The 25,492-nt window shown below is 72.4% G+C and carries 27 protein-coding genes; 12 read left to right on the forward strand and 15 right to left on the reverse strand.

Annotation, left to right across the window (positions count from 1 at the left end; genetic code table 11):
- Together PV364_RS09110 and PV364_RS09115 are read right to left on the reverse strand one after the other, a co-directional pair.
- Positions 1-264, reverse strand: a 264-nt coding sequence (locus PV364_RS09110; RefSeq protein WP_319659256.1) for an undecaprenyl-diphosphate phosphatase, incomplete at its 3' end; no start/stop codon positions are given.
- Between the two features lie 91 nt (positions 265-355).
- Positions 356-1,006: a DedA family protein gene (locus tag PV364_RS09115; protein ID WP_319659258.1), complete on the reverse strand. Its 651-nt coding sequence runs from the start codon at positions 1,004-1,006 to the stop codon at positions 356-358.
- Between the two features lie 129 nt (positions 1,007-1,135).
- Here PV364_RS09115 and PV364_RS09120 point away from each other — a divergent pair, with 129 nt between their 5' ends.
- Together PV364_RS09120 and PV364_RS09125 are read left to right on the forward strand one after the other, a co-directional pair.
- The gene (locus PV364_RS09120) at positions 1,136-1,525 is read left to right on the forward strand and encodes a BlaI/MecI/CopY family transcriptional regulator (protein WP_319659259.1); all 390 of its coding nucleotides are present in this window, start codon (positions 1,136-1,138) and stop codon (positions 1,523-1,525) included.
- 11 nt (positions 1,526-1,536) lie between these two features.
- Positions 1,537-2,487, forward strand: coding sequence for a M56 family metallopeptidase (locus PV364_RS09125; RefSeq protein ID WP_319659260.1), 951 nt, complete (start codon positions 1,537-1,539; stop codon positions 2,485-2,487).
- Between the two features lie 39 nt (positions 2,488-2,526).
- On the opposite strand, the gene PV364_RS09130 is transcribed toward PV364_RS09125, so the two are convergent.
- Entirely contained in the window at positions 2,527-2,760 is a 234-nt protein-coding gene (locus PV364_RS09130) for a hypothetical protein (protein WP_319659261.1), read from the reverse strand.
- A gap of 206 nt (positions 2,761-2,966) precedes the next feature.
- Here PV364_RS09130 and PV364_RS09135 point away from each other — a divergent pair, with 206 nt between their 5' ends.
- On the forward strand, positions 2,967-6,068 hold the full coding sequence (locus tag PV364_RS09135; protein WP_319659262.1) for an MGH1-like glycoside hydrolase domain-containing protein: 3,102 nt from the start codon (positions 2,967-2,969) through the stop codon (positions 6,066-6,068).
- Positions 6,069-6,129: 61 nt separating this feature from the next.
- Here PV364_RS09135 and PV364_RS09140 read toward each other — a convergent pair whose 3' ends face one another.
- Both PV364_RS09140 and PV364_RS09145 read right to left on the reverse strand, forming a co-directional pair.
- Positions 6,130-6,894: an alpha/beta hydrolase gene (locus PV364_RS09140; RefSeq protein WP_319659263.1), complete on the reverse strand. Its 765-nt coding sequence runs from the start codon at positions 6,892-6,894 to the stop codon at positions 6,130-6,132.
- 221 nt (positions 6,895-7,115) lie between these two features.
- The gene (locus tag PV364_RS09145) at positions 7,116-7,718 is read right to left on the reverse strand and encodes a DUF4253 domain-containing protein (RefSeq protein WP_319659264.1); all 603 of its coding nucleotides are present in this window, start codon (positions 7,716-7,718) and stop codon (positions 7,116-7,118) included.
- Between the two features lie 986 nt (positions 7,719-8,704).
- Between PV364_RS09145 and PV364_RS09150 the strand changes: the two genes are divergently transcribed.
- Positions 8,705-9,217, forward strand: a complete 513-nt coding sequence (locus PV364_RS09150) for a hypothetical protein (protein WP_319659265.1) — start codon at positions 8,705-8,707, stop codon at positions 9,215-9,217.
- A 68-nt stretch (positions 9,218-9,285) separates the two neighbouring features.
- On the opposite strand, the gene PV364_RS09155 is transcribed toward PV364_RS09150, so the two are convergent.
- Positions 9,286-9,459, reverse strand: coding sequence for a hypothetical protein (locus PV364_RS09155; protein ID WP_319659266.1), 174 nt, complete (start codon positions 9,457-9,459; stop codon positions 9,286-9,288).
- 191 nt (positions 9,460-9,650) lie between these two features.
- Positions 9,651-11,105 (reverse strand): MFS transporter, encoded by a 1,455-nt coding sequence (locus PV364_RS09160; RefSeq protein WP_319659267.1) that lies wholly within the window; start codon positions 11,103-11,105, stop codon positions 9,651-9,653.
- A 160-nt stretch (positions 11,106-11,265) separates the two neighbouring features.
- Between PV364_RS09160 and PV364_RS09165 the strand changes: the two genes are divergently transcribed.
- From PV364_RS09165 to PV364_RS09180, 4 genes are all read left to right on the forward strand, one after another.
- Positions 11,266-11,706, forward strand: a complete 441-nt coding sequence (locus tag PV364_RS09165; RefSeq protein WP_319659268.1) for a MarR family winged helix-turn-helix transcriptional regulator — start codon at positions 11,266-11,268, stop codon at positions 11,704-11,706.
- Between the two features lie 606 nt (positions 11,707-12,312).
- Positions 12,313-12,483 (forward strand): hypothetical protein, encoded by a 171-nt coding sequence (locus PV364_RS09170; protein WP_319659269.1) that lies wholly within the window; start codon positions 12,313-12,315, stop codon positions 12,481-12,483.
- A 136-nt stretch (positions 12,484-12,619) separates the two neighbouring features.
- Positions 12,620-14,215, forward strand: coding sequence for a PQQ-binding-like beta-propeller repeat protein (locus PV364_RS09175; RefSeq protein WP_319659270.1), 1,596 nt, complete (start codon positions 12,620-12,622; stop codon positions 14,213-14,215).
- 134 nt (positions 14,216-14,349) lie between these two features.
- Entirely contained in the window at positions 14,350-15,213 is an 864-nt protein-coding gene (locus PV364_RS09180) for a class I SAM-dependent methyltransferase (RefSeq protein ID WP_319659271.1), read from the forward strand.
- An 87-nt stretch (positions 15,214-15,300) separates the two neighbouring features.
- Here the strand turns inward: PV364_RS09180 and PV364_RS09185 are convergent, their stop codons facing one another.
- The gene (locus tag PV364_RS09185) at positions 15,301-17,307 is read right to left on the reverse strand and encodes a DUF1996 domain-containing protein (RefSeq protein WP_319659651.1); all 2,007 of its coding nucleotides are present in this window, start codon (positions 17,305-17,307) and stop codon (positions 15,301-15,303) included.
- Between the two features lie 260 nt (positions 17,308-17,567).
- Between PV364_RS09185 and PV364_RS09190 the strand changes: the two genes are divergently transcribed.
- On the forward strand, positions 17,568-17,906 hold the full coding sequence (locus PV364_RS09190) for a hypothetical protein (protein ID WP_319659272.1): 339 nt from the start codon (positions 17,568-17,570) through the stop codon (positions 17,904-17,906).
- 33 nt (positions 17,907-17,939) lie between these two features.
- On the opposite strand, the gene PV364_RS09195 is transcribed toward PV364_RS09190, so the two are convergent.
- Positions 17,940-18,953: an alcohol dehydrogenase gene (locus PV364_RS09195; RefSeq protein ID WP_319659652.1), complete on the reverse strand. Its 1,014-nt coding sequence runs from the start codon at positions 18,951-18,953 to the stop codon at positions 17,940-17,942.
- Between the two features lie 497 nt (positions 18,954-19,450).
- On the opposite strand from PV364_RS09195, the gene PV364_RS09200 reads away from it, so the two are divergent.
- Together PV364_RS09200 and PV364_RS09205 are read left to right on the forward strand one after the other, a co-directional pair.
- The gene (locus PV364_RS09200) at positions 19,451-20,287 is read left to right on the forward strand and encodes a C40 family peptidase (protein WP_319659273.1); all 837 of its coding nucleotides are present in this window, start codon (positions 19,451-19,453) and stop codon (positions 20,285-20,287) included.
- 57 nt (positions 20,288-20,344) lie between these two features.
- The gene (locus PV364_RS09205) at positions 20,345-20,722 is read left to right on the forward strand and encodes a hypothetical protein (RefSeq protein ID WP_319659274.1); all 378 of its coding nucleotides are present in this window, start codon (positions 20,345-20,347) and stop codon (positions 20,720-20,722) included.
- Between the two features lie 70 nt (positions 20,723-20,792).
- Here the strand turns inward: PV364_RS09205 and PV364_RS09210 are convergent, their stop codons facing one another.
- The gene (locus PV364_RS09210) at positions 20,793-21,152 is read right to left on the reverse strand and encodes a helix-turn-helix domain-containing protein (protein WP_319659275.1); all 360 of its coding nucleotides are present in this window, start codon (positions 21,150-21,152) and stop codon (positions 20,793-20,795) included.
- Positions 21,153-21,274: 122 nt separating this feature from the next.
- Between PV364_RS09210 and PV364_RS09215 the strand changes: the two genes are divergently transcribed.
- A complete protein-coding gene (locus PV364_RS09215) occupies positions 21,275-21,664 on the forward strand; it encodes a hypothetical protein (RefSeq protein ID WP_319659277.1) in 390 nt (129 codons plus the stop codon).
- Here the strand turns inward: PV364_RS09215 and PV364_RS09220 are convergent, their stop codons facing one another.
- From PV364_RS09220 to PV364_RS09240, 5 genes are all read right to left on the reverse strand, one after another.
- Positions 21,665-22,084 (reverse strand): hypothetical protein, encoded by a 420-nt coding sequence (locus tag PV364_RS09220; protein WP_319659278.1) that lies wholly within the window; start codon positions 22,082-22,084, stop codon positions 21,665-21,667.
- Positions 22,085-22,145: 61 nt separating this feature from the next.
- Complete coding sequence (locus PV364_RS09225) at positions 22,146-22,571, reverse strand: Ohr family peroxiredoxin (RefSeq protein WP_319659279.1); 426 nt, start codon at positions 22,569-22,571, stop codon at positions 22,146-22,148.
- 241 nt (positions 22,572-22,812) lie between these two features.
- The gene (locus tag PV364_RS09230) at positions 22,813-23,439 is read right to left on the reverse strand and encodes a CGNR zinc finger domain-containing protein (RefSeq protein WP_319659280.1); all 627 of its coding nucleotides are present in this window, start codon (positions 23,437-23,439) and stop codon (positions 22,813-22,815) included.
- Between the two features lie 133 nt (positions 23,440-23,572).
- Positions 23,573-24,424, reverse strand: coding sequence for an MBL fold metallo-hydrolase (locus PV364_RS09235; protein ID WP_319659281.1), 852 nt, complete (start codon positions 24,422-24,424; stop codon positions 23,573-23,575).
- Positions 24,425-24,458: 34 nt separating this feature from the next.
- The gene (locus tag PV364_RS09240; RefSeq protein ID WP_319659282.1) at positions 24,459-25,448 is read right to left on the reverse strand and encodes a quinone oxidoreductase family protein; all 990 of its coding nucleotides are present in this window, start codon (positions 25,446-25,448) and stop codon (positions 24,459-24,461) included.
- Between the last annotated feature and the right edge of the window lie 44 nt (positions 25,449-25,492).

Below are 25,492 nucleotides of genomic sequence, written 5' to 3' on the forward strand. Positions count from 1 at the left end.
GTGGTACCGCTCCTCGCGGTTGACCAGGCCGGTGAACCACGCCCTGCAGATCCGGACGATGTCCTTGAAGAAGTAGACCAGCACGGCGGCGATCGCGCCCACCTGGATGACGGCGGTGAAGCCGACCACGGAGGCATCGCCGACCGGGATGCCCATCAGACCTTCGGTGATCTTCAGATGGCCGGTGGACGAGACGGGCAGGAATTCGGTGACCCCTTCCACGACTCCGAGGACAGCGGCCTGTCCGACGCTGATGGCGCTCATTGGGGTCCGTTTCTGTGCGGGCCGAACGGGTGGGCGTGCGAGCGGGGCGGGCGGGGGCGTGGCGGCGGGGTCGCAGCCGGGGAGACGGTCCTCACCCGGTGGTCTCCCGGGTCGGCTCGGCGCCGCGGCGGCGGCGCGCCCGCAGCACCTCCAGCACCAGCGGAAGGAGGGAAAGGGCGACGATCAGGCCGACCAGGGGCAGCAGATACCGGTCGACGTCGGGGATGCCGGATCCCAGGGCGTATCCGCCGAGCACCAGGCCGACCGTCCACACCAGCCCCCCGGCGACCTGCCACAGGGTGAAGGTGCGGGCGGGCACCTGGACCACCCCGGCCAGCGGGTTGAGCACCGTACGCACCACCGGGATGAAGCGGGCCAGCACGATGGCCTTGCCGTGGCCGTAGCGGTCCAGCAGCTCCTCGGCCCGCCGCGCCCCGTCCAGCAGATGCCGGTTGCGGGTGCGGCCGAGCAGGGCCCGGCCGGCGCGACGGCCGATCAGGTAGCCGGCCTGGGCGCCGAGCAGCGCTCCCGCCACGGCGGCGACGAGCACGCCGGGCAGGGAGAGGTGGACTCCACCGGCTCCGGTGGTGCACAGCAGTCCGGCGGTGAACAGCAGCGAGTCACCGGGCAGGAAGAAACCGATCAGAAGGCCGGTCTCGGCGAACAGCACCAGGAACACCCCGACGGCTCCGAGAGCCGTCAGCAGCGAGGTGGCGTCCAGCGGATTGAGGGCCTGGGACACCCACGGGTCCTTTCCTGCCCTGCGTGTCCCGGGGGCACGGGCGCATGGCACACTCGGGACACGGCGGCTTTTACACCGCCGTAGAAGGTCTACACGACTGTAGAAGACGAGCGAGGAAACGCCAAACGCATGGACGCGGACGCGCAGGGAAGAGGCCGCAAGCGGGCCAACGGCGAGCGGGAGGCCGAGGTCCTTGCCGTGCTGCAGCAGGCGCAGGCCGCGCTGACCCCCGGCGAGGTCGCGACCCGCCTCAGCGGTGACCTCACCTACAGCACCGTGGTGACGATCCTCACCCGCATGCACACCAAGCAACTGCTCACCCGCAGCCCGCGCGGCCGGGCCTACGCCTACGCCCCGGTGACCGACGACGCCGGTTTCGCCGCCCGCCGCATGCGCACCGTCCTGGAGGAACGGGACGACCGCGCGGCGGTTCTCGCCCGGTTCGCCGACGGACTGTCCGCCACCGACGCCGACCTGCTGCGCCATCTGCTCGGCGCCGAGCACGACCCCGACAGGTAGGGCCCGCCCGGATGCGTATCGCCGTCTATCTCCCGCTGCTGCTGTCCCTGCTCGCCCCGCTCGGGGCGCGGCCCCTGTCGACGCGCTGCGAACCCCGGCTGGCCACCTGGCTCCTGACCGCCTCCGCGGTGGTCCTGGCCGGCGCGAGCACCGTCTCGCTGGGCCTGCTGGCGACCACCGCGCTGATCCGCGTCCCGTCGCTCGCCGCCCTCGGCCACTGGTCGGCACTCACCGCGCAGCGCGACGACCCCGCGGAACTGTCCGTCGCCCTGCTGGCCGGGCTGCTCCTCGGCGCCGCCGTCACGGCCGCGGCCCGCTTGCTCTGGCGCCGCGCCCGCACGCTGGCCGCGGCCGCGCTGGAAGCCGCCTGCATGCCCACGCGTGACGGCCTGGTCGTCGTGGACGACGAGGCCCCGGACGCCTACGCGCTGCCCGGACTGCCCGGCCGCGTCGTCGTCTCCACCGGCATGCTCCACGTCCTCGACGCCGGCGAGCACGACATCCTGCTCACCCACGAACGCGCCCACCTCGCGGGCCACCACTACGTCTTCGTCGCCCTCGCCCAGCTGGGCGCCGCGGCCAATCCCCTGCTGCGCCCGCTCGCCACGGCCGTCACGTACACCATCGAACGGTGGGCCGACGAGAACGCCGCCACCGCCTCCGGGGACCGGACCCGGGTCGCCCGCGCGGTCGGCAAGGCGGCCCTCGCCGCCCACCGCGCCCCCGCCCGCCTCCGCGGCCCGGGCGCCGCCCTCGGCGTCCTCGGCGTCCTCGGACGCCGCAATCCGCTCACCGCGGCGGGCCCGGTCCCCCGCCGCGTCGCCGCGCTGCTCGCCCCGCCGCTCGGCCGCCACCCCCTGCTCACCGCCGCCACCGCGGCGGTCCTCATCGCCGCGACCGGCGCCACCGCCGACGCCGCACAGGACCTCCACCTGCTGCTGGAGTCCATCGGCGCCTCGTAGACGGCTTCCGAGCACGTCCCGGCCGTCCGGCGCGGCGGCTCAAAGGGCGATCGGCCGGTACTTCAGCGCTGCCGCGCCGATGTCCGCGACCCGGCCGCACGGTGGCCCGGCCGCCTCTACCGCGAACTCCCGCACGCTCCTGCTGCCCCCGTACTCGGCGAAGTCCAGAGCGGGGTCGGCCACGAGATCCGCGATCCGGTCGATCCCGCGGCTCAGCTCTGCCGGCCGCTGCCGGCTCACCGGCGGGGGCAGCAGTTCGGCTCTCAAGTCCACCGCGCCCAGTCCACCGTGCCCAGTCCACCGTGCACTCCTGCCTCCGCCGCGATTCCGTGGCGCCCGCCCGTCGAACTCGGCCCCCGCCGTCCCGCAGGCCTGGTCTCCCAACTCCCTTTGCGCGAAGGGTTGACGACTCCTGTGTGTTCGTGAGCAACTTTGTGCGTTTACATCGTTGTAAGCATGGCAGCGAAAGGACGCGCCCGATGCCTTTCTCGTTAGGCCGAGTCCTCCGTCTCCCCGCCCGATCGGCAGCGAGCGCCACCGCGCTGCTGATGATCGTGCTCAGCCTGGTCGCCGTCCCGGCGCGCGCGGCCGGCGCGCCGCCGGGGCAAGCCGCACCGGCCCCTCTCCCGTCCGTGGGGGCCGGGACCCACTTCCTCGATGACGACGCGTACCTGGAGGGCTTCGCCGACCCCGACTGGTACAGAGCGAACGTGCCGTTCGTGGACCTGCCGGACCGCACGATGCAGAGCGTCTACTACTACCGGTGGCGCGTGTACAAGGAACATCTGCGCTGGACCGGCCCCGCCGACGGCTGGATCTCCACCGAGTTCCTGGACTGCTGCGGTTACGCGGCCCCCTACCAGGCGATCAACGCGGCCGTCGGCCACCAGGTCACCGAGGGACGCTGGGTGCGCGACCAGAGCTACAACCGCGACTACGTCGACTTCTGGCTCACCGGCCCGGGCGCCGGGCCGAAACCGGCCACCGACGCCGTGAACGCCGACACCACCGACTGGGCGCACGAGTACAGCATGTGGCTGGCCACCGCCGCCTACCAGCAGGCGCAGGTCACCGGCGACTTCGCACACCTGACGGCCCTGCTTCCGCAGTTGGTCCGCCAGTACCGCGGCTGGGACGGGCAATTCGACGAACGGCTCGGTCTCTACTGGTCGGTTCCGGTCTGGGACGCCATGGAGTTCTCCGCCTCCTCCTACGAGTCCGGCGACCCCTATCACGGCGGCGCGGGCTACCGGCCGACCCTCAACTCCTACCAGTACGGCGACGCCCAGGCGATCGCCGCCGTCGCACGTCTCGCGGGGGACACCGCACTCGCCCGTGAGTACGCCTCCCGGGCCGCGGCGCTCAAGTCCGCGATGCACACGTGGCTGTGGGACCCCGAGCGCGGCTTCTACTACGCCATGGCGCGCGACGGCAACCCCGGTCACAAGCTCTCCGGCACGCGCGACGAGATCGGCTATATACCCTGGATGTTCGGTGCCGCCGAGCCCTCCGCCGCCGGTGCCTGGTCGCAACTGCTGGATCCCCAGGGCTTCGCCGCCCCCTACGGCCCCACGTCCGCCGAGCGCCGCAGCCCGTACTTCATGAAGGACGCCGGCAACTGCTGCCGCTGGGACGGGCCGAGCTGGCCGTTCGCCACCTCGCAGACGCTCACCGGGCTGGCGAACCTGCTCGACGACCAGCCGGCGCAGAAGGCCGTCACCAAGGCCGACTACGCGGCCGCACTGGCCCGCTACGCCGCGACGCAGACCAAGAACGGCAAGCCCTACGTGGCCGAGGCGCACGCTCCCGACCAGGACGCGTGGATCTACGACGGCACGAACCACAGTGAGGACTACAACCACTCGACCTTCGACGACCTGGTGCTCTCCGGCCTCCTGGGGCTGCGGCCGCAGTCCGGTGACACGCTCGAGGTGCAGCCCCTGGTCCCCGGCTCCTGGGACCACTTCGCCGCGGAGAACGTGCCCTACCACGGCCACAACGTCACGGTCCTGTGGGACCGCGACGGCACGCACTACCACCAGGGCACCGGCATGCGCCTGTACGTCGACGGCGACCTCGTACGCCGGTCCACGACGCTGCGCGACACCACCGTGAGCGTCGGCCGCACCGTCCCCGCCCCGGACGACGGTCTGGTCAACGACGCCGCCAACCCGCTGCGCACCGGCTACCCCCGGCCCATCGCCTCGTACACCTCGCCCTACGACAACCCGTGGAACGCCCTGGACGGCAAGGTCTGGTACGACGAGGTCCCGCAGAACACCCGCTGGACCAACTACGCCTCCCCCAACGGCAGCGACTCCTACGGTGTCGACTTCGGCGCCGCGATCCCGGTCGGCGACATCCGCTGGTCCGGATACGACGACGGCGGCGGGGTCAGGCCGGCGGCCGCCTACCGCGTGCAGTACTGGGACCGGGACGGCTGGCAGGACGTGCCCGGCCAGGTCCACAGCCCCGCCCAGCCGGTGGGCAACGGCACGAATCGGGTCACGTTCCCGACGGTGACCACCAGCAGGGTCCGGCTGGTGTTCACCGACCCGCCGGGCGCCTTCGTCGGCGTCACCGAGTTCCAGTCGTGGGCCCCGTCCAGTGCCGACGCCGACGTCGCCGTCGGGCCCGTCAACGCCGCCGGACTGGTCACGGTGCACCCCTCGACGCCGATCCGGGTGACGGTGCGCAACACGACCGACCGTACGCTCACCTCCCCGCGGGTCCGCCTCTCGCTGCCGCAGGGCTGGTCGGCCGAGGCCGTCGGGAAGCACCCGGGCGCCGCGATCCGGCCCGGCGGGCAAGCGGCATGGAGCTACCTCCTGACCCCTCCCGCCGGCGCCGAACCGGCGGGCACCGCCGCCCTGACCGCCACCGCCTCGTACCGTGCGGCGGGCAAGGGGACCCGCTCGACCCACCGCCTGCAGAACCTGCGCGTCGCGTACCCGGCCGGTCAGCGGGACCCGGTCGGCACGTGGAATCTCGACGAAGCCGCCGGCAGCACCGCGCACGACGGCTCGGGCGCCCACGACGCCGGCCTGACCGGCTCGCCGGCCTGGGTCGGCGGCGTCTCCGGAAGCGCCGTGCAGTTCGACGGCGCGAACCAGTACGCCCAGACCGCAGGACCCGTCGTGGACACCGCCGGCAACTTCACGGTGTCCGCCTGGGTCCGGCTCGACAGGACCGGCACGTTCGCCACCGCCGTCAGCCAGGACGGCACCGTCAGCAGCGGCTTCTACTTGCAGTACTCGGCGGCCGACAGGCGGTTCGCGTTCTCGACCGGCGAGGGCCGCGCGCTCGCCGGCACGGAGCCGCAGACCGGCCGCTGGTACCAGCTGGTGGGCGTGCACGACGGGGACGCGGGCACCTACACCCTCTACGTGGACGGCGTGCGGCAGTCCACCGTGTGGACCCAGCTCACCGGCGACACCGCGGACGGCCCCCTGGCCATCGGCCGCGCCTTCTCCGGCGGCCGCACCGCCGACCCCTGGCCCGGCACGATCGACCAGGTCCAGGTGTGGGACAGGGCCCTGACCACCACCGACGTCGCCGGCCAGTACCACCCGCCGGCCTGACCCCTGACGTGCGGCGGGTCGCGGCGCCCGGCCCACCGGCCGGACGCCGCGACCGCGCGCGTCACGCCTGCGCGGTGACCGCTCCGCCGAGGTGCCGGGCGAAGAACCGGACCGCACTGTCGGCCTCGAAGCGGGGCAACTCCTTGTGCCCGCCCGAGTTCACGTGCAACGACTTCTCCTTCGAGGCGAAGGCGTCGAACAGCGCGAGACCCTCTTCGCGGGAGATGTGCTCGTCGTCCCACTGCAGATCGAACTCGATCGGGACGGTGATCCGCCGCGCCTTCTCGGCCAGGGCGTCCGGCCAGTGCTGGCCGAAGACCGCGGCCCGGATCCGGGGCTCGGCCGCCACGAACGGCACGCCGATCGCGGTGCCCATGTTGATGCCCCAGTAGCCGACCGGCCCGTCGGCGCCGATCTCCGGAAGCTCCTGCAAGGCGTCCAGGAGTGCCATGTACTCGGGCACGGCGAGCCCGGCCAAGTGGTCGTTGTACCGGACGACGATCGGGCCTTCCGGCTCGCCGGCCGCCCTCGCCCGGAACAGCTCGGCGATCTCCGCCTCGTCGTGCGCCGTTCGCGGCCGGCCGCCGTGACCGGGCGCGTCCAGGACGGCCACGTGGAAGCCGCAGCCGGCCACCAGGCGCTGGGCCCGGCCGGACATCGCCGGGTGCTTCTTGTGGTTGCCGCCGCCGTGCCCCATCAGGACCAGGGGCGCGGGCCCGGCAACGGAAGCCGGCGACCAGAGCACGCCGGGGACCCCGTCCACGGTGAAGTCGCGCTCCACCATGCCGTTCGACGACGACTCGGCGGTGAACTGCAAAGAGTGCATCAGTGGTGCCTTTCGGGAGTGCCTTGTTGTCGAGGCGCTCCCAGCGACACCTACGTCAATCGCCGGACCGTGACGGCAGGGGGAGCACCCACACAGATACCGCGTTCATGGGTCTCACCTCCTCGGACTACGTCACGGGCAACCGAAAGCTACCAGACCGGCCACCCAGTCCGCCCCGGCTTTGTTCCTGACCCGGGATCACGATCCGGGCGGAGCAGCCCTCAGTCCCACCAGAAGGACCACACGTGCCGGCCCAGGACCTGGTGTGCCGCGTAGGCGCCCAGGCTCTCGTCGCACCCCTGGGTGATGTTGTCGGGCGCGAACGCGAAGTGTTCGGCGGCCACGGCCTCCGCTTCGCTCATCGTCCTCACGGGTGCTGCCACCGAGACGGTCACGCGGTCGTCCTCCAGGCCGATCAGCCGGATTCCGAAGCGTTCCTCCCAGGACCGGAGGACCGTGCACATCTCCGCCACGTCAAAGGGCCAGCACCCTCCCAAGTCCCGCTCCTCGGCCAGGGCAGGAAGATCCGCACTGCGGTACGCCCTCTCCAGGAGCGCTGTCTCCCCGTCCTCGTCCTCCTCCAGGCCGGCGATCTTCTGCGCCGCCAGTTGCTCGGGATCCGCCCAGGGCCCGGCCGGCGCTGCCGCCTGCCCCGGCCATCGGGCGCCGAAGGGGGAGACGACCTCCGCGAAGGCAGCGGACTCACCGAAGACCTCGAGGACCGTGTCCCGGCCGGGATAGTCCCAACCGGCGTCGGCCGTCTCCTCCCGCGCGTACCTCTCCCAGCTCTCCCCCAGGATCTGATCAGCTGTCCGCTCCTGCACGGCTCGTCCCCCACCTTCCCGACTCCGAGTTCGCCCGCAAGCTAACAGTCACCTCCGACAGCGGGACGAGGAGTGCGGGAGCCGACCGGACCGGGTCCGGCGGCGCGGAGCAGGCGCGCGCGTTCGCCGTCGCTCAGCGGAGCCCCGGCCGGCAGTCCTTTGTCGGCCGGCAGGCGCCGCACCCATGTCGCATGGGCGGCGAACGACGCCCGGCACTGGGCCCGTTCCGGATGAGCCTCTTCGGGGGCGCTGACCGCGAGGTCCCAAGCACTGCTCGGGTCGGTCGGCTCGGACAGGGCCGCGGCCACGAGAACCAGGTCGAACAACCTGTCCCGGCGGGCACCGAGGCGTCGGCCGCAAGGCGCAGCAGGAACGGCACGATCGCCGGCATCGCGCCGCTGATACGCAACGACCTTCAGCGGTCCGGCAGTCCTTCGCCCCCGGGGCGCTCGCGGTACGTCAGTCGCTCGCCGGGGCGGCGACCGCTTCGGGCTCGCCGAAGCGGGAGAGCGTGACGACATGTGCAGCGGGGTCCTGCCGGCCACGTCACGACCACGGTCACGCGGTGAGGTTCTCAAGGTTCTTGTCGGCTCCCGGGCGGCCGTCGGAACCCTGGAACCGGACGTGCGTGTGCGGGAGCTGCACGTGCCCGGTCGGCGTGCGCCAGGGCGTCGGCGTCGTCGAAGTCCGCGGTGGACGCGGGGAAAGCGGCCGCCCCGCTCGGGCGGCGATGCGACGGCCCGAAGGGACCGGCCAGGTCGAGGGCACCGGCGGTCACTGCGAGGACGGAACGAGGGGTTGCGGGCACCGGCACGGCAGATGCCGATTCTCCTGCGGGCGGCGGACGGGCGGGGCGGACGCTGTCGCGCACGCTCCCGGTCCTGGGAACGGAATCCGGAGTCGCCCCGACTCACCTCGCGCGTCCGGTGGTTGAGCACACGATCGTTCACTTCCTGCGCCGGACGGCCTCACCGTAAGGTCCCCCCATGGACTGGCTGGCCCCCGTGAACACGTTGCTCGGCGCCGCGATCGGCGTCGGCTCCACGCTCCTCGCCGATCGCCATCGCTGGCGCCGTGACCGCGTGGCACTCGACCGGGACACGCGCCTGAAGGCGTATGCGGCGTTCATGGGTGCGTTGGCCGACGTGTACGCGCAATTGTGGGAGATCGCCCGCGACGGACGCCCGGTGGAGGAGGCACGTGCGGCGGCCCACGAGGTGTTCGCGTCCAGCCCCTTGTACCCGCTGCGGTACGAGCTGGCGCTCATCGCCCCGTGGGAAGTGATGGACCCGGTCAACCGGGCCTTCTGGAAGGTGCGCTCCCTCCGGGACCTCGTGGCCGGCGGGGTCACCACCGAGGCCCCGGGGCTCGGCCGGCAGGGGCGCGACTACCTCGCGGCCGCCGAGGAAGCGCAGGCGGCCATGCGCCGCGATCTCGGCACGTCCTGGCCGCGACGGGACCCGGGCCCGGACCCCGGGGCGCCCGTGCCGGATGCCTGAGCGGCCGCTTCCCGGACGGCGGCGCGGTCACACCGCACACACTGTGGTCATCCCGTGTCATCACACTGTCAGTGCTTGAACGAGTCCTTGGTGTCCTCCTTCGCACTCCGCATCCTGCCCCGCGCTTCGAGGGCCGCGCCCTTCGCCGCGAGGGTGTCCTTGTGCATGGCGTGGGCCCCCTTCCGTACGAGCTTTCCGACGACCTGTTCGGCCTGGGCCTTGACCTTCTCCTGCGCGCTCATCTCGGTACCTCCGCGCACTCTCACTGGCCCCGTGCCCCTGGATCAGTCGGTAAAACCACCAGGAGCCGTGGGCCGGCCCCAGAGGCCGAACGCAGGGCCTGCGCCCCGTAGCCACAGACACAGCGGGCCGCCCGCCCGCGCAGGGATGCGCGTGGCGGGCGGAACCGTACCGAGCCGTGTCGTACGGCGCTTCAGGACTCGGCGGCCGCCTGCTGCGGCGCCGGCGCCGACGCGGACCCCGCGCCGCCGGCCGCGGCGCGCGCGGCCGGGATGGCGACGGCGATGAGGGCGGAGACGAGGGCGATGCCGCAGCCGATCACCAGTCCGGTGCGGAAGCCGCTCTCGGAGGTGAAGGTGTAGCCGCCCGCGGTCGTGGTCAGGTGCGAGAGGACCACGCCGATCACCGCGGCACCCACCGAGGTGCCGAGCGAGCGCATCAGGGCGTTGAAGCCGTTGGCGGCCGCGGTCTCCGAGACCGGGACCGAGCTCATGATCAGGGCGGGCATCGATCCGTAGGCGAGGCCGACGCCGCTGTTGACGACCATGATGGCGAGCATGAGCCCCCACGCGGTGCCCGTGAGCACCAGGGCCAGCCCGTAACCGGCGGCAAGCACCAACGCGCCACTGATCAGGGTGAACTTGGGGCCGCGGGCGTTGGTCAGCTTGCCGCCGAGCGGGGAGACGATCATCATCATGATGCCGCCGGGCAGCAGCCACAGGCCCGCCGCGAGCATCGACTGGCCGAGGCCGTAGCCGGTCGCCTTGGGGAACTGCAGCAGCTGCGGGACGACCAGCATGCCGGCGTACATGCCGAAGCCGACGAAGACCGAGGCGACGTTCGTCAGCAGCACACGGGGGCGCGCCGTCGTCCGCAGATCGACCAGCGGATCGCGGGTGCGCAGCTCCCACCAGCCCCAGGTGATCAGCACGACGACGGCGGCGGCGAGCAGGCCGAGGGTGGTGGCCGAACCCCAGCCCCAGTCGGCGCCCTTGGAGACCGCCAGCAGCAGGCAGACCAGGCCGGCGCCGAGGCCGATGGCACCGGGGACGTCGAAGCGCTGGCCCTTGGCGCCGGCGGGGACGTCCGGGATGAAGAACCAGATCAGCACCGCGACGACGGCGGCCAGGCCCGCGGAGCCCCAGAAGAGCACACGCCAGTCGGCGTACTGCGCGATGGCGGCGGCGATCGGCAGACCGAGGCCACCGCCGATGCCCATGGAAGCGCTGACCAGGGCGATGGACGAGCTGAGCTTCTCTGCGGGGACGACGTCGCGGAGCAGGGCGATGCCCAGCGGCACCATGCCCATGCCCATGCCCTGCAGACCGCGCCCGACGATCATGGGGACCACGGAGGAGGACAGGGCGCACACCACCGACCCCGCCACCAGCGGCACCGAGCACACCAGCAGCATGCGCCGCTTGCCGACCAGGTCGCCGAGGCGCCCGAACACCGGCACGCACACGGCGGCCACGAGCAGGGTGGCGGTGATCACCCAGGCGGCGTTCGAGCCCGAGGTGTGGAGGATCTGCGGCAGCTCGGCGAGGAGCGGGGTGACCAGGGTCTGCATGATCGCGGCCGTGATGCCGGCCAGTGCCAGCGTGGCGACCACGCCGCCCGCCCGGGCTGTCGGTTGTGGGGCATTCATGACGGCACTCCTCGCACGAACTGTCGGACGTCTCGGTGTGCATCGTACATAGGAAGTGCATCGCGCACATGATATGGCTGGTGCATACGCTGTGAGAGGATGGTTCCGGGTCCCGAACAGGCACGCCGGCGACCCGGCGAACGGCAGGAGGCTGAGGCACATGGGCAGGGCCACCCACGAGGTCGAGTACGAGCAGATGCTGCTCAGCCGGTACGAACTCCTGCGCCACAGGGACAGCTCGCTGGAGCGCAGCGCCTACATCCTGCTGAGCCGGATCCGCGTCCAGGGACCCATGTCGATCGGCGAGCTGAGCGACGCCTTCGCCCTCGACGCGTCCACCCTCAACCGGCAGACGGCCGCCGCGATGCGCGCCGGTCTCGTGGAGCGCATCGCCGACCCGGAGGGCGGGATGGCCCGGAAGTTCCGCATCACGGACAAGGGCGCCCAGATGCTCGACGAGGTACGCGACAGCAGCATCGGCGGCCTGGACAAGGTCATGGCCGACTGGCCGGACGAGGACATCGCCGCCTTCGCCGCTTACCTGAGGCGCTTCAACACCGACATCGAACGCCTCGACGGGCGGCCCTGGCCGCGCCCGTGAGCCGGGCGGGGAGCGTCTCCCCGCGCCTGATCGAGCAGCTCATCGACAGCCTGGGAGAGTGGCACGGGACCCCCTCTGCCCCCGCCGGGCCCGGGCAACCGTAGGGGGCTCCCGGTCCGTCAGCGGGACTTCAGGCCGCCATGGCGCGGGACGGCACCGTGGCCGGCGCGTCGGCGCTGCCGGTCCGCGGTGTGATCGCCGACCGCGCCGCCCCGCGCACGGGGTCGGACCAGGCGGTCTGCCCCTCGGCCACGGCGCCGGCCCGCGATGGCGATCCGTCCGGAAAGCACGGTGACGTAGGGGGCCGACGAGTCGGTGCGCCCGTACCACTTGGGGGCGATGCTCGGCTGGGAGAAGAGCCGCCTGCACCACCAGCCGATCCGGACGAGCCCGCGCGGCCTCCGCGGCCATCACCCCGAAAGGCCGCGGCGCCCTCGCCGAGGCGGCGCCCAACCGCAGCCGGCGTGCGCGAGCCGGTCATCGACCGCCTGAGCGCCGACGACCGCGTCTCGGGCCGGACCCGGTCGTGGACCGGCACGATCCGCGCGGTCCGGTGGTCCGGGTGGTCCGGGTGGTCCCTATCCCCGGCGCCGCCGCCCCCTGGCCTTGCGGGGGGTAGCGGACGTCATCGGACTGGTCTGGTACGACCAGCGCAAGAACTGGCCCGGCAGCTCGCTGCCGATGGACTGGCGGATCGACACATCGGTGGGCGCCCAGGCCGCGTTCCGCGTGGAGTCGGAGCGGGCCGGCTTCGGCCACCCCCTCAAGGACGGCTGAACCGCGGGGGCGGACCCGCCGGACGCAGGCCCGCCGGTGCGCCCCGCGATGACGCGCCGGGCCGGCCGAGGCCACGACACGTGACGAGCAGAACCGAGCAGAGCCGAGCAGAGCCGAGCAGAGCGGAAGTACAGGGATGACGACGGAAGGGCCGCCGGGACGGGGTGTTCCGCGGGAGTACCCGGACCAGGGTTCCTGGTCGTCCGGGCAGGGCGGGCCGCAGCCGGAGCCGAAGCCCGAGCCGTGGGAGGCGTGGCCGGCCTGGCCCGGCGAACCGCAGTCCCGCAACTCCCGCCACCTGCCGTCGGATGCGTACGGCCAGGAGCCCGCGCCCGGGTCCGGCGCGCGGGCGGAGCAGTGGGCGCAGGAGTGGAACCTGCCCCCTGAGTGGGCGGAACCCTCCCCCGGTGCCGTCGCTGCCCGGTCGGCGGCCGCGCCGGCCGTCCCTGCCCCGGCCCCCGCCCCGCAGGCCGCGCCGCTGCCCGTGCCGGTACGCACTCGGCCCACGCGCGGTCCCCGCAGGGGCAGGCGCGTGGCCGGCGTCGCCCTGACGCTCGCCGTCCTCGTGGCCGGCGGCGCCACCGCCGTCGCCCTGGACCGGAAGGACGCCGCGCCGGTCGCGTCCCGGCAGTTCACCCAGGCCTGGCGGGTGCCCGCGCCGGCCGCCGACGACGCCCTGATCGGGAGTTGGGTCACCCGTGAACTGCTGATCCGGGCGAGCACCCGCGGCGGCATCAGGGCCTACCACCTGTCCGACGGCAGCGAGGCGTGGAAGGCCGCCCTCCCCCGGTCGGCGGGCACCGTGCCCTGCGCGATGTCACCGACGCTCTCCGCGGACGGGATCGGGACGGTCGCGCTCGGCACGGACGGCAACTCCTGCACCGCGCTGGCCGGTATTGACGCGGCCACCGGCCGGGTCCGGTGGACCAGCCCCCTGGTCGACCGCGGGCACCGCACGGCGACAGCCGCCCGGACGTACCTCCAGGGCGAGGTCGCCACGATCGTGAGCGGGAACTTCCTCGGCGGCCTCGACGTCCGTAACGGTCGCCCCGTCTGGGGCTACCGGGCCCGGGGGCACTACTGCAACGTCCGGGCCTCGGGCAGCGCCGGCGTCGTGCTGGTGGACGACTACTGCGCCGACCGCACGGACAAGTTCACCCTGCGCGCCTACGACGGCAGGACCGGAAGACTGCTCTGGGCCCTTCCGCAGCGCACCCACACCGACGTGCTCCAGGCCTTCTCCGGCTCCCCCCTCATCGCGTCCCTGCACACGCCGGACGAGGACAGCACCCGGGTCTTCACCGCCGCGGGCGGAAGTCGCAAGCTGGCCGTGGGCGACTCCCAGACGCTCTCCGGGAACGACACGGACGCCGACCACTCCGCCCGGCTCGTCGGGGACGTCCTGATCACCCCGGCACTGGGCGCGGACCACCTGGAGGTCGACGCCTTCGACGTCACCACCGGCACCAAGCTCTGGACCCTGCGCTCGGCCGCGCTCGCCACAGCGGTGGCGGGGGACGACTCCGTGTACGCGGTGTCCTCCGCCGGATCGCCGCAACTGGTCCAGGTGGAGCCGCGTACCGGCACCCTCACGCCCGTCGCGGCTCTGCCGTCCGGGGTGGTCGGCTCCGACGCGCTCCACACGGGCACCGTGTACGTGATGCCGGACGACGGCGGAGTGCTGGAACTCGGCGCGCAGGGCAAGAACGGCGGAGCCCGGATGTACCGCTGACCGCCGGCGGCGCACGCTGCATACGCTGCGAGCGCCGGCCCCGCCCCCGGCCCTGGAGCGAGCGGAATCGGGCGAACCAGTGGAATCATCGGCAGTCCGAGGGTTCCGGTTCCCGGTGAGGGCGGTGGACGGACGTGGCGGCGACCGACTGGGAGTGGGACGACACGCTCTTCTCGGGCACGGCTCCCTACTACCGCCGCGGGCGGCTTCCCTACGCTCCCGGGCTGGTGGACACGCTCGCCGGGGAACTCGCGCTCGACGGGCGCGGGCGCCTCATCGACGTGGGGTGCGGGCCGGGCACCCTCGCGCTGAGCCTGGCGCATCTGTTCGCCGAGACCGTCGGCGTCGACCCGGACCGCGGGATGATCGCCGAGGCCGAGCGGGATGCCGTCGGCGTCGGCATGAGTGACAGGACGCGGTGGGTATGCGCCCGGGCCGAGGAACTGCCGTCGGGATTGGGCACGTTCACCGTCGCGACCTTCGGCCAGTCCTTCCACTGGATGGACCGGGACCTGGTCGCGGCCACCGTCCGGGACATGCTCCGGCCGGGCGGCGCGCTGGTGCACGTCTCCGACGCGAAGGCGGAGTCCCGGCCGGTCGACGGCCTCCTGCACCCGGCCGTGCCGTACGCCGCGATCGAGGAACTGGTCCGGCAGTACCTCGGTCCGGTCCGGCGCGCCGGCCGGGGAACGCTGCCCCGGGGAACACCGGGTGGCGAGGCCGCGATTCTCTCCCGCGCGGGATTCTCAGGACCGCGACGCCATCTCGTTCCCGGCGGGCAGGCGCTGGAACGCACCTGCGACGACGTGATCGCGTGGGCGTTCTCCATGTCGTTCTCCGCGCCGCACCTCTTCGGCCCGCGCCGGGGCGGCTTCGAGGACGACCTGCGCCGGCTGCTGCGGGAAACGTCCGCCTCGGGCCGGTTCAGCGAGCGGCTGCCGAGCACCGAAGTCCTCGTCTGGCGGAGGGGCGCCACGCGGTCCGACGTGCCCCTGTGACGTGCGGGATCACGCGGCGGCCCCCCTGACGAACCGGCGATGTGCCGGTCCGCCGGGGGACCCTGTGTTCGGCTCCGCGGGCGAGGGTTACCGGGAACCGCGCTTGACGCTGCGGAGCAGGACGAATCCCGCGATGGCGAGTACCGCTCCGAGCGCCGCCGGCCAGAGGTCGGCCCCGGTGTCCGCCAGCCCGCCGCCGATCTCCTGCTGACCGGCCTGCCCGGCGGGGCTGGGGGCCGGCACGGCGGCGGGCGTCTCCCCGGCCGTGGCCGCGGCGGACTGGTGGTCGTGGTGGTGCTCCTCGGGGACCACGGCCGCCGGGTTGTCCGTGGCGTCCTGGGTCGCCGGCGGTGCCGGGTCCGCCTTGGGCGTCACCGTACCGGGCACGGCGGGTGCGTCGTCACCGGGCTGCCCGTCCTGGGGTGCGCCCGCCGAGGAGTCCGTGCCGTACCCGTCGTTCCCGTTGTCACCGGCATCCTGGCCACCGTTCCCGCCGTTCCCGTTCCCGTTCCCGTTCCCGCCGGTCGCGTCTCCGGCTCCGGACGTCGGCTCGTCCGACGCCGGGGGTTGGTCCGTCGGCTCCTGCGAGGCCGGGGGCTCGTCCGACGCCGGAGGCTGCTCCGAGGCCGGCGGCTCGTCCGAGGGCTCCTGCGACGGCTGCTCACCGGCACCGCAGGTACGGCCCTCGTTGATGCAGTCGGCCGCCTCCCGCATCAGCTTCTCGTCGAAGATGTTGATGAAGTCGCCGTGGTCGGTGATCGGCTTGTGCAGGTTCTCCGGGAAGGAGTCGACCGCGAACAACGGGACACTGCGCCCGCCGTCCGCCAGGCTCGGCGCGTCCACGTCGTAGACGATGCGCTGGACCAACTGCGGGATGGCCACGAATCCCTGGGGGCAGTTGCCCGCCGGGTCGGCGAAGGCCACGTGCGTACGGTGGTTGGCGCTGTCGACGTTCCGCCCGTCCCAGCAGCTCTGGAACCGGAAGGTGCGCACCACGTCACTGCCGTCGGGGCACAGCGGGTACTTGTCCTTCAGCTGCCGGTCCTCGTGACCCGTGCAGCTCCACGACGCGTTGGCGTTGGCCGGGCCGTTGACGAACGCCTTGGCATCACCGGTGATGATGCGCAGCAGGCGCGGCATGGGGGTGACCTTGGTGAGCGGGTTGCCGACGAACGTCAGCGTGACCTGCTCGGGCGTGACGATCTGGCCGGCGTTGCCCTCGGTTCCGCCGCCCGGGGCCTCGGCGTCGCGCTCCACGGTGCCGTTCTGCAGTCGCAGCACGGGCCAGTAGTACGACGACCTGTCGCCCTGGTCCTGGCAGCTGGTCTCGGCCTTCGCCAGGTCGTCGATGGTGGCCAGGCCGTTGTTGGCCTGGTTGCCGACGTAGTCGTGGAAGTGGTGCGCGCCGTTGGTCACTCCGGGCGCCACGATGATGTTGTCGGAGTTGAACAGGCCGCCCGCGTTCACACCGCAGTCGGAGGTGAAGGTGCCCGGTGAGGCGTCCGTCGGCCGCGGTGAGCGCGGTGCGTCGGACGGCACGCTCATGATGTCGGCGTAGTCCGCCGCGACCGGGCCGTTGCCGCCCTGGCCGCCCTGGGCGCCACCGCCCTGATCGCCCGGAGCCCCCTGGCTGCTCTGGCCGCCGGCCGGCGCCGTCGGCTGCTCGGCGGCCGGCGGGCTCTGGGTCTCCGGTGCACGCAGACTGCACGCCGCGAGGCCGTCGACGCCCTGCGGGCGGTCCCCCTCCTGGTCGATGGCGTCCAGGATCCGTGCGATCGTCGCGGCGCGCTTGTCCTTCAGCGGGCCCAGGATGGCGTTGTCGGCGAACGCGGCATCCTGCTGCTGCGCCGCCGACGACTCCTTCAGCCGCTGGTAGGCCTCGGCGATCTGTCCGTCCAGAGCCGCGAGTTCCTTGTCGACGTTCTCCCTGGCGCCCTCCGGTACGGAGGTCAGAGCGTTGCCCACGTCCGGGCAGTCGACCGTCATGGCCTGCGCGGCCGGTGAGGCCATCTGCATGCCCGGATCGCCGGTCGCGTCACCCTCGGTCGCGGAGGCGAAGACATTCGCCGTGACCAGCACCCCGCCTCCCAGCATCAGGGCGACGGCCACGAATGTGCCGCTCCGAGTACCGGTAGCGCGTCTGCGCGTGTTGCGTCCCAAGGAATCCTCCTGCGCCCGATGGGTGACGGCCTGACACAGCAAGCCACCGCCCAATACGCACGCGACCCCCGGAGCGTTCAACCGCCCCGGGAATACTGCGGAGTTGCCTTGTACCCCACCCGTCGCGAGGGCTCCGGCCCGCACGTCGGCTCCGCCGACGAGCGCGCGGCGGGACGGGTGCGAGGATCGGCTCCATGGCGACCCCGAGCTACCTCGACTGCTGCGCCGCGCCCGAACTCGACTGGGTGCGGACGCTGTACGGATCGGCCCACGACCAGGAGTCCCTGCTGCGCTGCGGCGCCTGCCTGGTGTTCTGGTTCCACCGTTTCCACGAGTACCCCGACTGGTCCGGTGGGAACGACGACCTGACGACCTGGTACAGCCCGCTCACCACCGCGGAGGGCGAACGACTCCGGGACAGCACCGACCCGTCCGGCGAGGACCTGTCGTTCCTGCGGAGCCGGCCGAGCTGGATGGACGACGCCCGGGGCGTCCGGCGGGTCGACGGCGCCCCGGACCGGCCCTACCGCTGACGGCGACGCCGGGGCCCGTACCCGGGCGTTGGCTCAGGGCTCGACGACCATGCGGAAGCGCGCGGCGCCGGACGTCATGCGGGCGTACGCCTCGTTGATGCCCTCCAGCGGCACCGTCTCGGTCATCGGGCGGATCCCGGCGAGCGCGCTGAAGTTCATGGCGTGCTCGACGTCGCGCGAGGTGCCGGAAGGGTGCCCGACGACCGTACGGGACATCATGATCAGCTGGGCCGGGGTGATCGGCATCGGCTCGGGTGCGATGCCGATGACGATCAGCTCCCCGCCGGGCCGGAGCCCGTCGACCCCCGCCGCCATGGCCTGCGAGTTGGAGGCCGTGGCGAGAACGACGGTCGCACCGCCGAGCGCCTGCAGGGCCTCGGCCGTGTCGGTGGAGGAGCTGTCGATGTAGTGGTGGGCGCCGAGTTTCACGGCCAGGTCCCGCTTGTCCTCACCACGCGCGACGGCCACCGTCTCGAATCCCGACTTCGCCGCGTACTGGACCGCCAGATGACCGAGCCCGCCGACGCCGATCACGGCGACCACGTCGCCGGGCCGTGCGATGCTCTTCCTGAAGGCGTTGTACGTCGTGACGCCCGCGCAGCCGAGCGGCGCGGCGTCGACGGCCGTCAGGCCGTCGGGGATCCGGGCCAGCGCGTTGACCGGTGCCACCATGTGGGTGGCGTAGCCGCCGTCGTACGCCCAGCCGGGCACCTGGAGGTTCCGGCAGTCGATGAAGTCGCCCTCGCGGCACGGCAGGCAGTGTCCGCAGTGTCCGCCGAACCAGCCGACCTCCACACGGTCGCCGACCGCCCAGTACCGCACGCCCTCACCGAGGGCGTCGATGCGCCCGGCCACCTCGTGGCCCGCGACGAGCGGGAAGGAGACGCCGGGGTAGGCGTTGTTGACGAAGCCGACGTCGGAATGGCAGATGCCCGATGCCTCGACAGCGATCCGGACGTGGCCGGGGCCGGGCTCCGGGAGGTCGCGCTCGAGGATTTCGAATGGTCCGCCCGGTTCGGAGACCTGGGCCACCCGCATGGAGTTCATCGCACGTCCGGTGAGTGAGTGGTACGGCACGCAAGGCGTCCTTCCCGCTCATCGTGGCACGGGGGGCACGTCCGCGCGCGTCGGGCACGCGCCGCCGGGACCGCCCGGTCGCGCCGGTTGCCGCACCGGCGCTCCGGCGCTCCGGGAACCGTCGGGCTCCACGGCCCGGACCGGCTGGATCATCGCCATCCCCGGGCGCTCTCTGCACCGCCATGGACACGCCCGTCCCTTGCCCCCGCCGGCCGCCCTGTCGGCGGTGACGAAGCGTCGGCAGGTCACGGGAGTTTCCCGGAGTCGTTTCCCGTTGCCCGCCGTTCCGGGCAACGCCTGACGCCTCGACAGTCCCCGGTGGCGGCACCCAGGCTCGGAGGGCCGGCAGGACGGGTCACCCGACCGGTTCAGGCAAGGCCGGATCGACTCTCGAACAGGAGCGCGTGCGCCTCGGCGGCGCATGCCGGGGGCAGGGGCTGGAAACCATGCGGGGTTGGATCAGAGCGGTGGCGGCAGCGGTCGGGGCACTGGCACTGCTGTGCTGGCCGATGGTGTCGGCGGGACAGGCGGCACCCGTCCGCACGGTGGCCGCGGCCGGAGGCTGCGACGTCCTGGCGCCCGGCGCCTCCGCGACGGCCGTCGCGGCGGTGCAGGCGGCCTGCGGGCAGATCGGCGTCTGGTACACATGGGGCGGTGGCCACGGCAGCACGCCGGGCGCCACCTACGGACAGATCGACCCGACCGACCCCGACAGCGACGACGATCCGAACCGACTCGGCTTCGACTGCTCCGGGCTCGTGCGGTACGCCTATGCCCAGGCCACCGGCCAGGACATGCTCAACGGCACCGCCGCGACCCAGTACTACACGGCGCACGCCGCACAGCGCTTCACACCGGCGCAGGGCGCGGCGCCGCTCCTGCCGGGTGACCTGCTGACCTGGGGCACCCCGAGCACCGTCCATCACGTGGCCATCTACCTGGGCGCGGGAAAGATGGTCGAGGCGCGCGAGTCCGGAACGCACATCATGGTCAGCGATGTGCGATGGGCCGGCGACTACCTCGGGGCGGTCCGCGTCAACGGCGGGCCGGTGACCGAACCCACCTTCCAGACCTGGGGCACGGCCGTCTGGACCCACAGCGCCGCCTCCACCACCAGCCCCCGCGTCTACGCCTTCCCCGGACCGACCACCGTCCGGATCAGCTGCCAGAAGCACGCCGAGACGGTGACGGCGGAGGGCTGGACCAATGACGCCTGGTCCTACCTGCCGGACTACCGGGCATGGGTCACCAACATCTACATCCAGGGCCCGGCGTGGCTCAACGGTGTCCCGGCCTGCGTCTGATCCGTCACCCGCACGTCCGTACATCCCATCGGTCATCCCGAGACGAAGGAGAACGTCATGAGGAAGAGCCTGCGCGCGTTACTCGGTACGTCCGCCGTCACCGCGACGGTCGCCGCCACCGTGCTGACGGGGGCCGGCGCGGCCCACGCGGCCGGCGACCTGTACGGCTGCCCGTCCGGAGCGGTCTGCGTCTACGCGCAGGACCAGCCGGCCAGCAGCAGCACCCTGACCAGCGCCTACTACTCGTACGGGGCGCACAACCTGGTCAACCAGTTCGGCTGGCACTGGGTGATCAACAACCAGACCGGCGGTGCCAGTGCGACGATCTGCTTCGGCTCCAACGGCGGCAACTGCACCGGCGACACCATCCCGGCCGGGGGTTGGGCCGCGGAGGACCTCACTCCCGTCAACTCCATCCGGCTCAACCGGCCGTAGGGCCGGCGAAAGAGCGGCGCCCGCCACCGGACCGCACGGGTCCGGTGGCGGGCGTCGTCCTCGGGTGCGTTCAGCCGGCCCGGGGCGCCGTTTCCTTGATCCAGACGTCCGCGCCGACGTCGTCGCGGCCCGCCGCGGCGAGTACGGACCTCAGCAGTGCGGGGAAGCGCCGCTCCACCTCCGCCGACCGTGTCACGACGTAGCAGCGGGTGCCCTCCTCGCGGGTGCGGATCAGGCCCGCGGCACGCAGCACCGCGAGGTGGTGGCTCTGGGTGGACTTGCCGACGGGGACCTGGAGCGCGCTCCACCCCCGTTCGACGCCGTCCGCGAGGACACGCATGAGCCCCACACGGATCGGATCGCTCAACGCAGCCGTCACATCGGTGAGTTGGACGTCGGCGAGGTCGGGGTGCTCATGCTTCCTTCTCACCGCTTCATCGTACCCCGCATTTGACGTTCGACGAATGGCAAACATACGCTCCCCCGCCTTGCGCACCGGCCCGGCACATGCCAGCCTGCCCCGCTGACGGACGGAGCCGGGGAGGCGGAGCCATGACGCAGGACACCGTTTACGTGAGATTCCAGGCGACGGTGCCGAACCGGCACGGCCGGCACCCGGGACTCTTCGCCCTGGTGAACGGGCTGGGGCGCAGCGGCGTCCTCAGCGCGGAGGACGACCGGTTCTGGCGGGAGAACAACGCCTGGTACGAGGCCCACTACACGAATCCGAGCACCGTGGACCCGACGGTGTACGACCGGGCGGTCAACCCGGGGGCGGCGGCTTGGTTCAAACACACCGCAGGCGAACTGCTCGATCGCACGGCCGGCTACCTGGAACTGCTCGCGCGGCATCACGTGGCGTGCGAGCGGCTCGAGTCGTCCCGCCCCGGGCGCATCATCTACGAGGACGACCACCAGGTCGTGGTCGTCCCGCACGACTGACTACGCGGCCTTCAGCGGCCGCCGGTAGGACTTGCGCAGGGACGAGGCGGCGACGGGCAGCAGCCCGGCGAGCAACTTGCCCTTGAGCGTGCGCGGTTCCCGGGTGAGCTCGACGTCGATCCGCGTGCCGGCGGCCTCGGGGGTCAACTGGAAGACCCATCCGCCACCGGGCCCGAAGACCTTCGACTCATGCGTGGTGACGGTGACCCTCCCTCTCGCGGCGTCCCACTCGTAGCGCGCGCGTTCCCAGGCGGAGGTGGTCCCTTCGGTCACCTCGGCCCAGGTGTCGCCGATCGCGTGGACGGTGACGGCGTCGATCGTGGGCCAGTTCTCGGCGCGCGAGGGGCCGAAGTCGGTCAGCACCGCCAGGGCGTCCGCCGGGCTGAGCGAGGAGACGAGGTGGAAACGCACGACTGACACGGGGTTTTCCCTTTCCTGTAAGACAGCTGCTCTGACTGCTCTGACTGCCCGCTGCGGCGGGTCAGACCGCGGTGGCGTTGACGGTGACGGGGATGTTGCCCCGGGTCGCCTTCGAGTAGGGGCAGGTCTGGTGGGCGGCCTCGGCGAGGGCGGTGGCGGTCGCCTGGTCGACGCCGCCGATCTCGAGGTTGAGCACGGCGGCGAGACCGAACGCGCCGGTGTCGTCCTGGGCGAGCGTGATCTCGGTGTCGATGGCGGTGCTGGTCAGCCTGATCCCTCGCTGCCCGGCGACGAGGCGCAGGGCGCCGAGGAAGCAGGAGCCCCACCCGGCGGCGAAGAGCTGCTCGGGGTTGGTGGCGTCACCGGCGCCACCCAGTTCCTTCGGGAGGGACAGCGTCGTCCGCAGGAGGCCGTCGTCGGACTGGACGCGTCCGCCGTTGCGGCCCTCGCCGGTCACGTTCACAACAGCGGTGTAGTTGATCGCCATGATCTGTCTTCCTCTCGCCACCGGGAGCCCGAACGTCACCCGTTCAGGCAGTGACGTGATGATCGCAGCCGTTCACGCCACCTGTCAAACAGGTGACGATTCACGATGATGTCCCCGGTGGCCGCGCGTACCGGCCGTCACACGGGTGGAGGTGGCACCGCTCGGCGCGGAGGAGAGGTACGGGTGAACAGGGGTCCCCACGCGGTGAGCGCGGGACAGTCTGCCTCACTGCCTCACTGCCTCACTGCGCCGAGGACAGCCCGCGCTCCTTCAGGCGGGCCCGGTAGGCCCGTACGTTCTGGCTGTTGCCGCAGGTGGACACGTTGTGCCAGACACGTGAGCAGTTCTTGGAGCGGTCGTAGAACGCGCCGCGGCAGCGGGGGTTCGCGCACACCTTCAGCCGGCGCAGCGTCCCGCCGTAGGAGGCGGCCACCAACTGGATCAGGACGTACGAGCGCACGGCCTCGACGCCGTCCCCGTGGGGACGCAGTCGTGCGCCTTCCGCGCCCAGACCGACCGCGGCCGTCGTCTCGATGGAGGGGACGGCCACGGCCTCCGAGGGCTCGCCTGCGGGGCCGGAGGACAGCACGGTGCGCAGGTCGTCCCGCAGCGACAGCACACGCCGGAGGCCTTCGGGGTCCAGGTCGTGCGGCGCCGCGGGGGCGCCGGGGTCGACGCGGCGCAGGACGTCGAAGGACGATTCGAGCCACTGCCGCGCCGACTCGGGCGACTCCAGGAGGTCCGCCTGCCGGGGCTTGCCCAGGCTCGCCGTGTTCAGCAGGTCCTGGACGAATCCCAGTCCGCCCGGGGCACTGCTCTCCGCGTCCTCGTAGCGAGCGGAGGCAGGCCACAGGACCGGTGTGCTCATCTCGTCCTCCTTCTCGCCCCTGCGGTAAGAGCCTATCGCCTTGACTCCTGACAATTAGGCGGGCCACCGGACTCGAAGGGCGGCATGACGATGCCCGACATCGCGCGGCGGGCGGCGGCGCCGCCGAGCGGGATCACTCACCCAGCAGCGCGACGGCTCCGTACCAGACCGGGCCGGTGTTGATCCGGTCCGGATGGCGGCGCAGCATCTCGTCGTAGAACTCGCGCGCGCCGGAAGCCGTCCCCAGCAGCTCGGCCACATCGTGCAGATACTGCCGCGTCCGTCCGATGACGGCCGGGGAGTCGGGCAGGTCCCTGTTCTTGTGACCTGCCACGACGGCGGTCGGGTTCAGTGCCTCCACCTGGTCCAGGGCCCTCAGCCACGCTTGCAGACCGCCGTCCCCGCATTCGACGACATACTGGTGGACGCCGTTGTAGGCGACGTCCCCTGCCACCACCAAGCCGATGGACGGCACGTGCAGGACGGTGGTCGAGTCGGTGTCGGTGTGCCCCACCTCCACCGGACACAGCGCCCGGCCCTCCAGTTCGAGCCCGCCCGTGGGGACCGGCTCGGCCAGGACGGGGCTCTCGGGGATCAGCCCCGGCCACAGCACGTCCCACATCTGCTCGCGGCCCTCACCGGCCTGCCGGCGCATGAGCCCGATGGTGCCCTCGGTGGCGTGGACCGTGACCCCGGGGAAGCGCTTGAGCAGTTCGGCGGTGCCGAACCAGTGGTCACCGTGGCCGTGGGTGATGTAGACGTGGCGCAGACGCCTGCCGGACGCCTCGATCCAGTCGCCGGTCTCCTTGATCTGGTCGCGGGTGAACGGAACGTCGACGAGTACGGCGTCCGTCTCCCCGTGGATCAGCGTCGTGGTGATCGGCGAGGAGACGATCGGCCCGCCGTCCGGCAGGCGCTGCGCCCCGGCGCGCGGCGCGCCGTCCACGACGAGGGTGCTGTAGGCCAGGGGCTTCGGGGTGTTCACGGGCCTTCCTCCTTCGTTCGGGTACTGCGCGGCGTCACAGGGCGAGGAGTACCCGCCCGAAGGGTCCCCCCTCGATGAGGTGGCGCTGGGCCTCGGCGGCCCGCTCCAGAGGGAAGACCCGGTCGACAAGGGGATGGATCTCCTTGCGGGCGAGCATGTCCAGCAGCTTCACGTTGCCCGCGTTGATCTGCTCCTGGGTGAACATGCCGAACTGGAAGCCGCACACCCGGGCCGCCTTCCAGATCAGGTCGGTGACGTTGATCTCCGCCCGCATTCCGCCCGAGTAGCCGATGCTGACCAGGGTTCCGCCCCTGGCGAGCGCGCCCAGCGCCTGACCGGTGATCGGCCCGGCCACACCGTCGAGGACGATGTCGACACCCTTGCCGCCGGTGAGCCGCGCGACACCGTCGCGCAGCGATTCTGCGGTGAGGTCGATGACCTCGTATCCCGCCGCCCGCGCGAGCTCGGCCTTGGCCGTGGAGGTCGCGGTGGTGATCGCGAGGGACGCGCCGAGCCGCCTGGCGATCTCGACGCCGCCCTGGCCCACCGCGCCACCGCTTCCCGGGGCGAGCACGGTGGCACCCGGCCGGAACCCGGCCAGTTCGGTCAGCGCGAGCCAGGCGGTGAGGTAACCGGCGCCCGCGGACAGTGCCACGGCGCCGGTGTCGTCGATCGCCTCGGGAACGGGCACCAGGTGGGCCGGGTCGACCACGACGTAGTCGGCCCAGGTGCCGTCGGCCGCGATGCCGTAGCGGCCGCCGCTGATCATCACCCGGGTCCCCGCCGCCGGACCGAGCGCACCGGGCTCCTCGACCGTTCCCACGCCGACGCTGCCCGCCGTGACCGGGAAGGGCTTGACCGTACCGGGAGGCATCTTCCCCGAGCGCACGGTGTTGTCCAGCGGGTGGATGCCGGCCATCGCCAGCCGCACCAGAACCTGCTGGTCCTGGGGCACGGGCCTGGGGACGTCGGCCAGGTGCAACACGTCGTAGTCACCGAACCGGTCGTACTGGACAGCTCGCATCGTGATGGCCTCTCGAAGTCGGATCGTGGCGGATCAAAGCGTCG

Source organism: Streptomyces sp. MI02-7b, from assembly GCF_033793585.1.
In the GTDB taxonomy this organism is placed as follows: Bacteria; Actinomycetota; Actinomycetes; order Streptomycetales; family Streptomycetaceae; genus Actinacidiphila.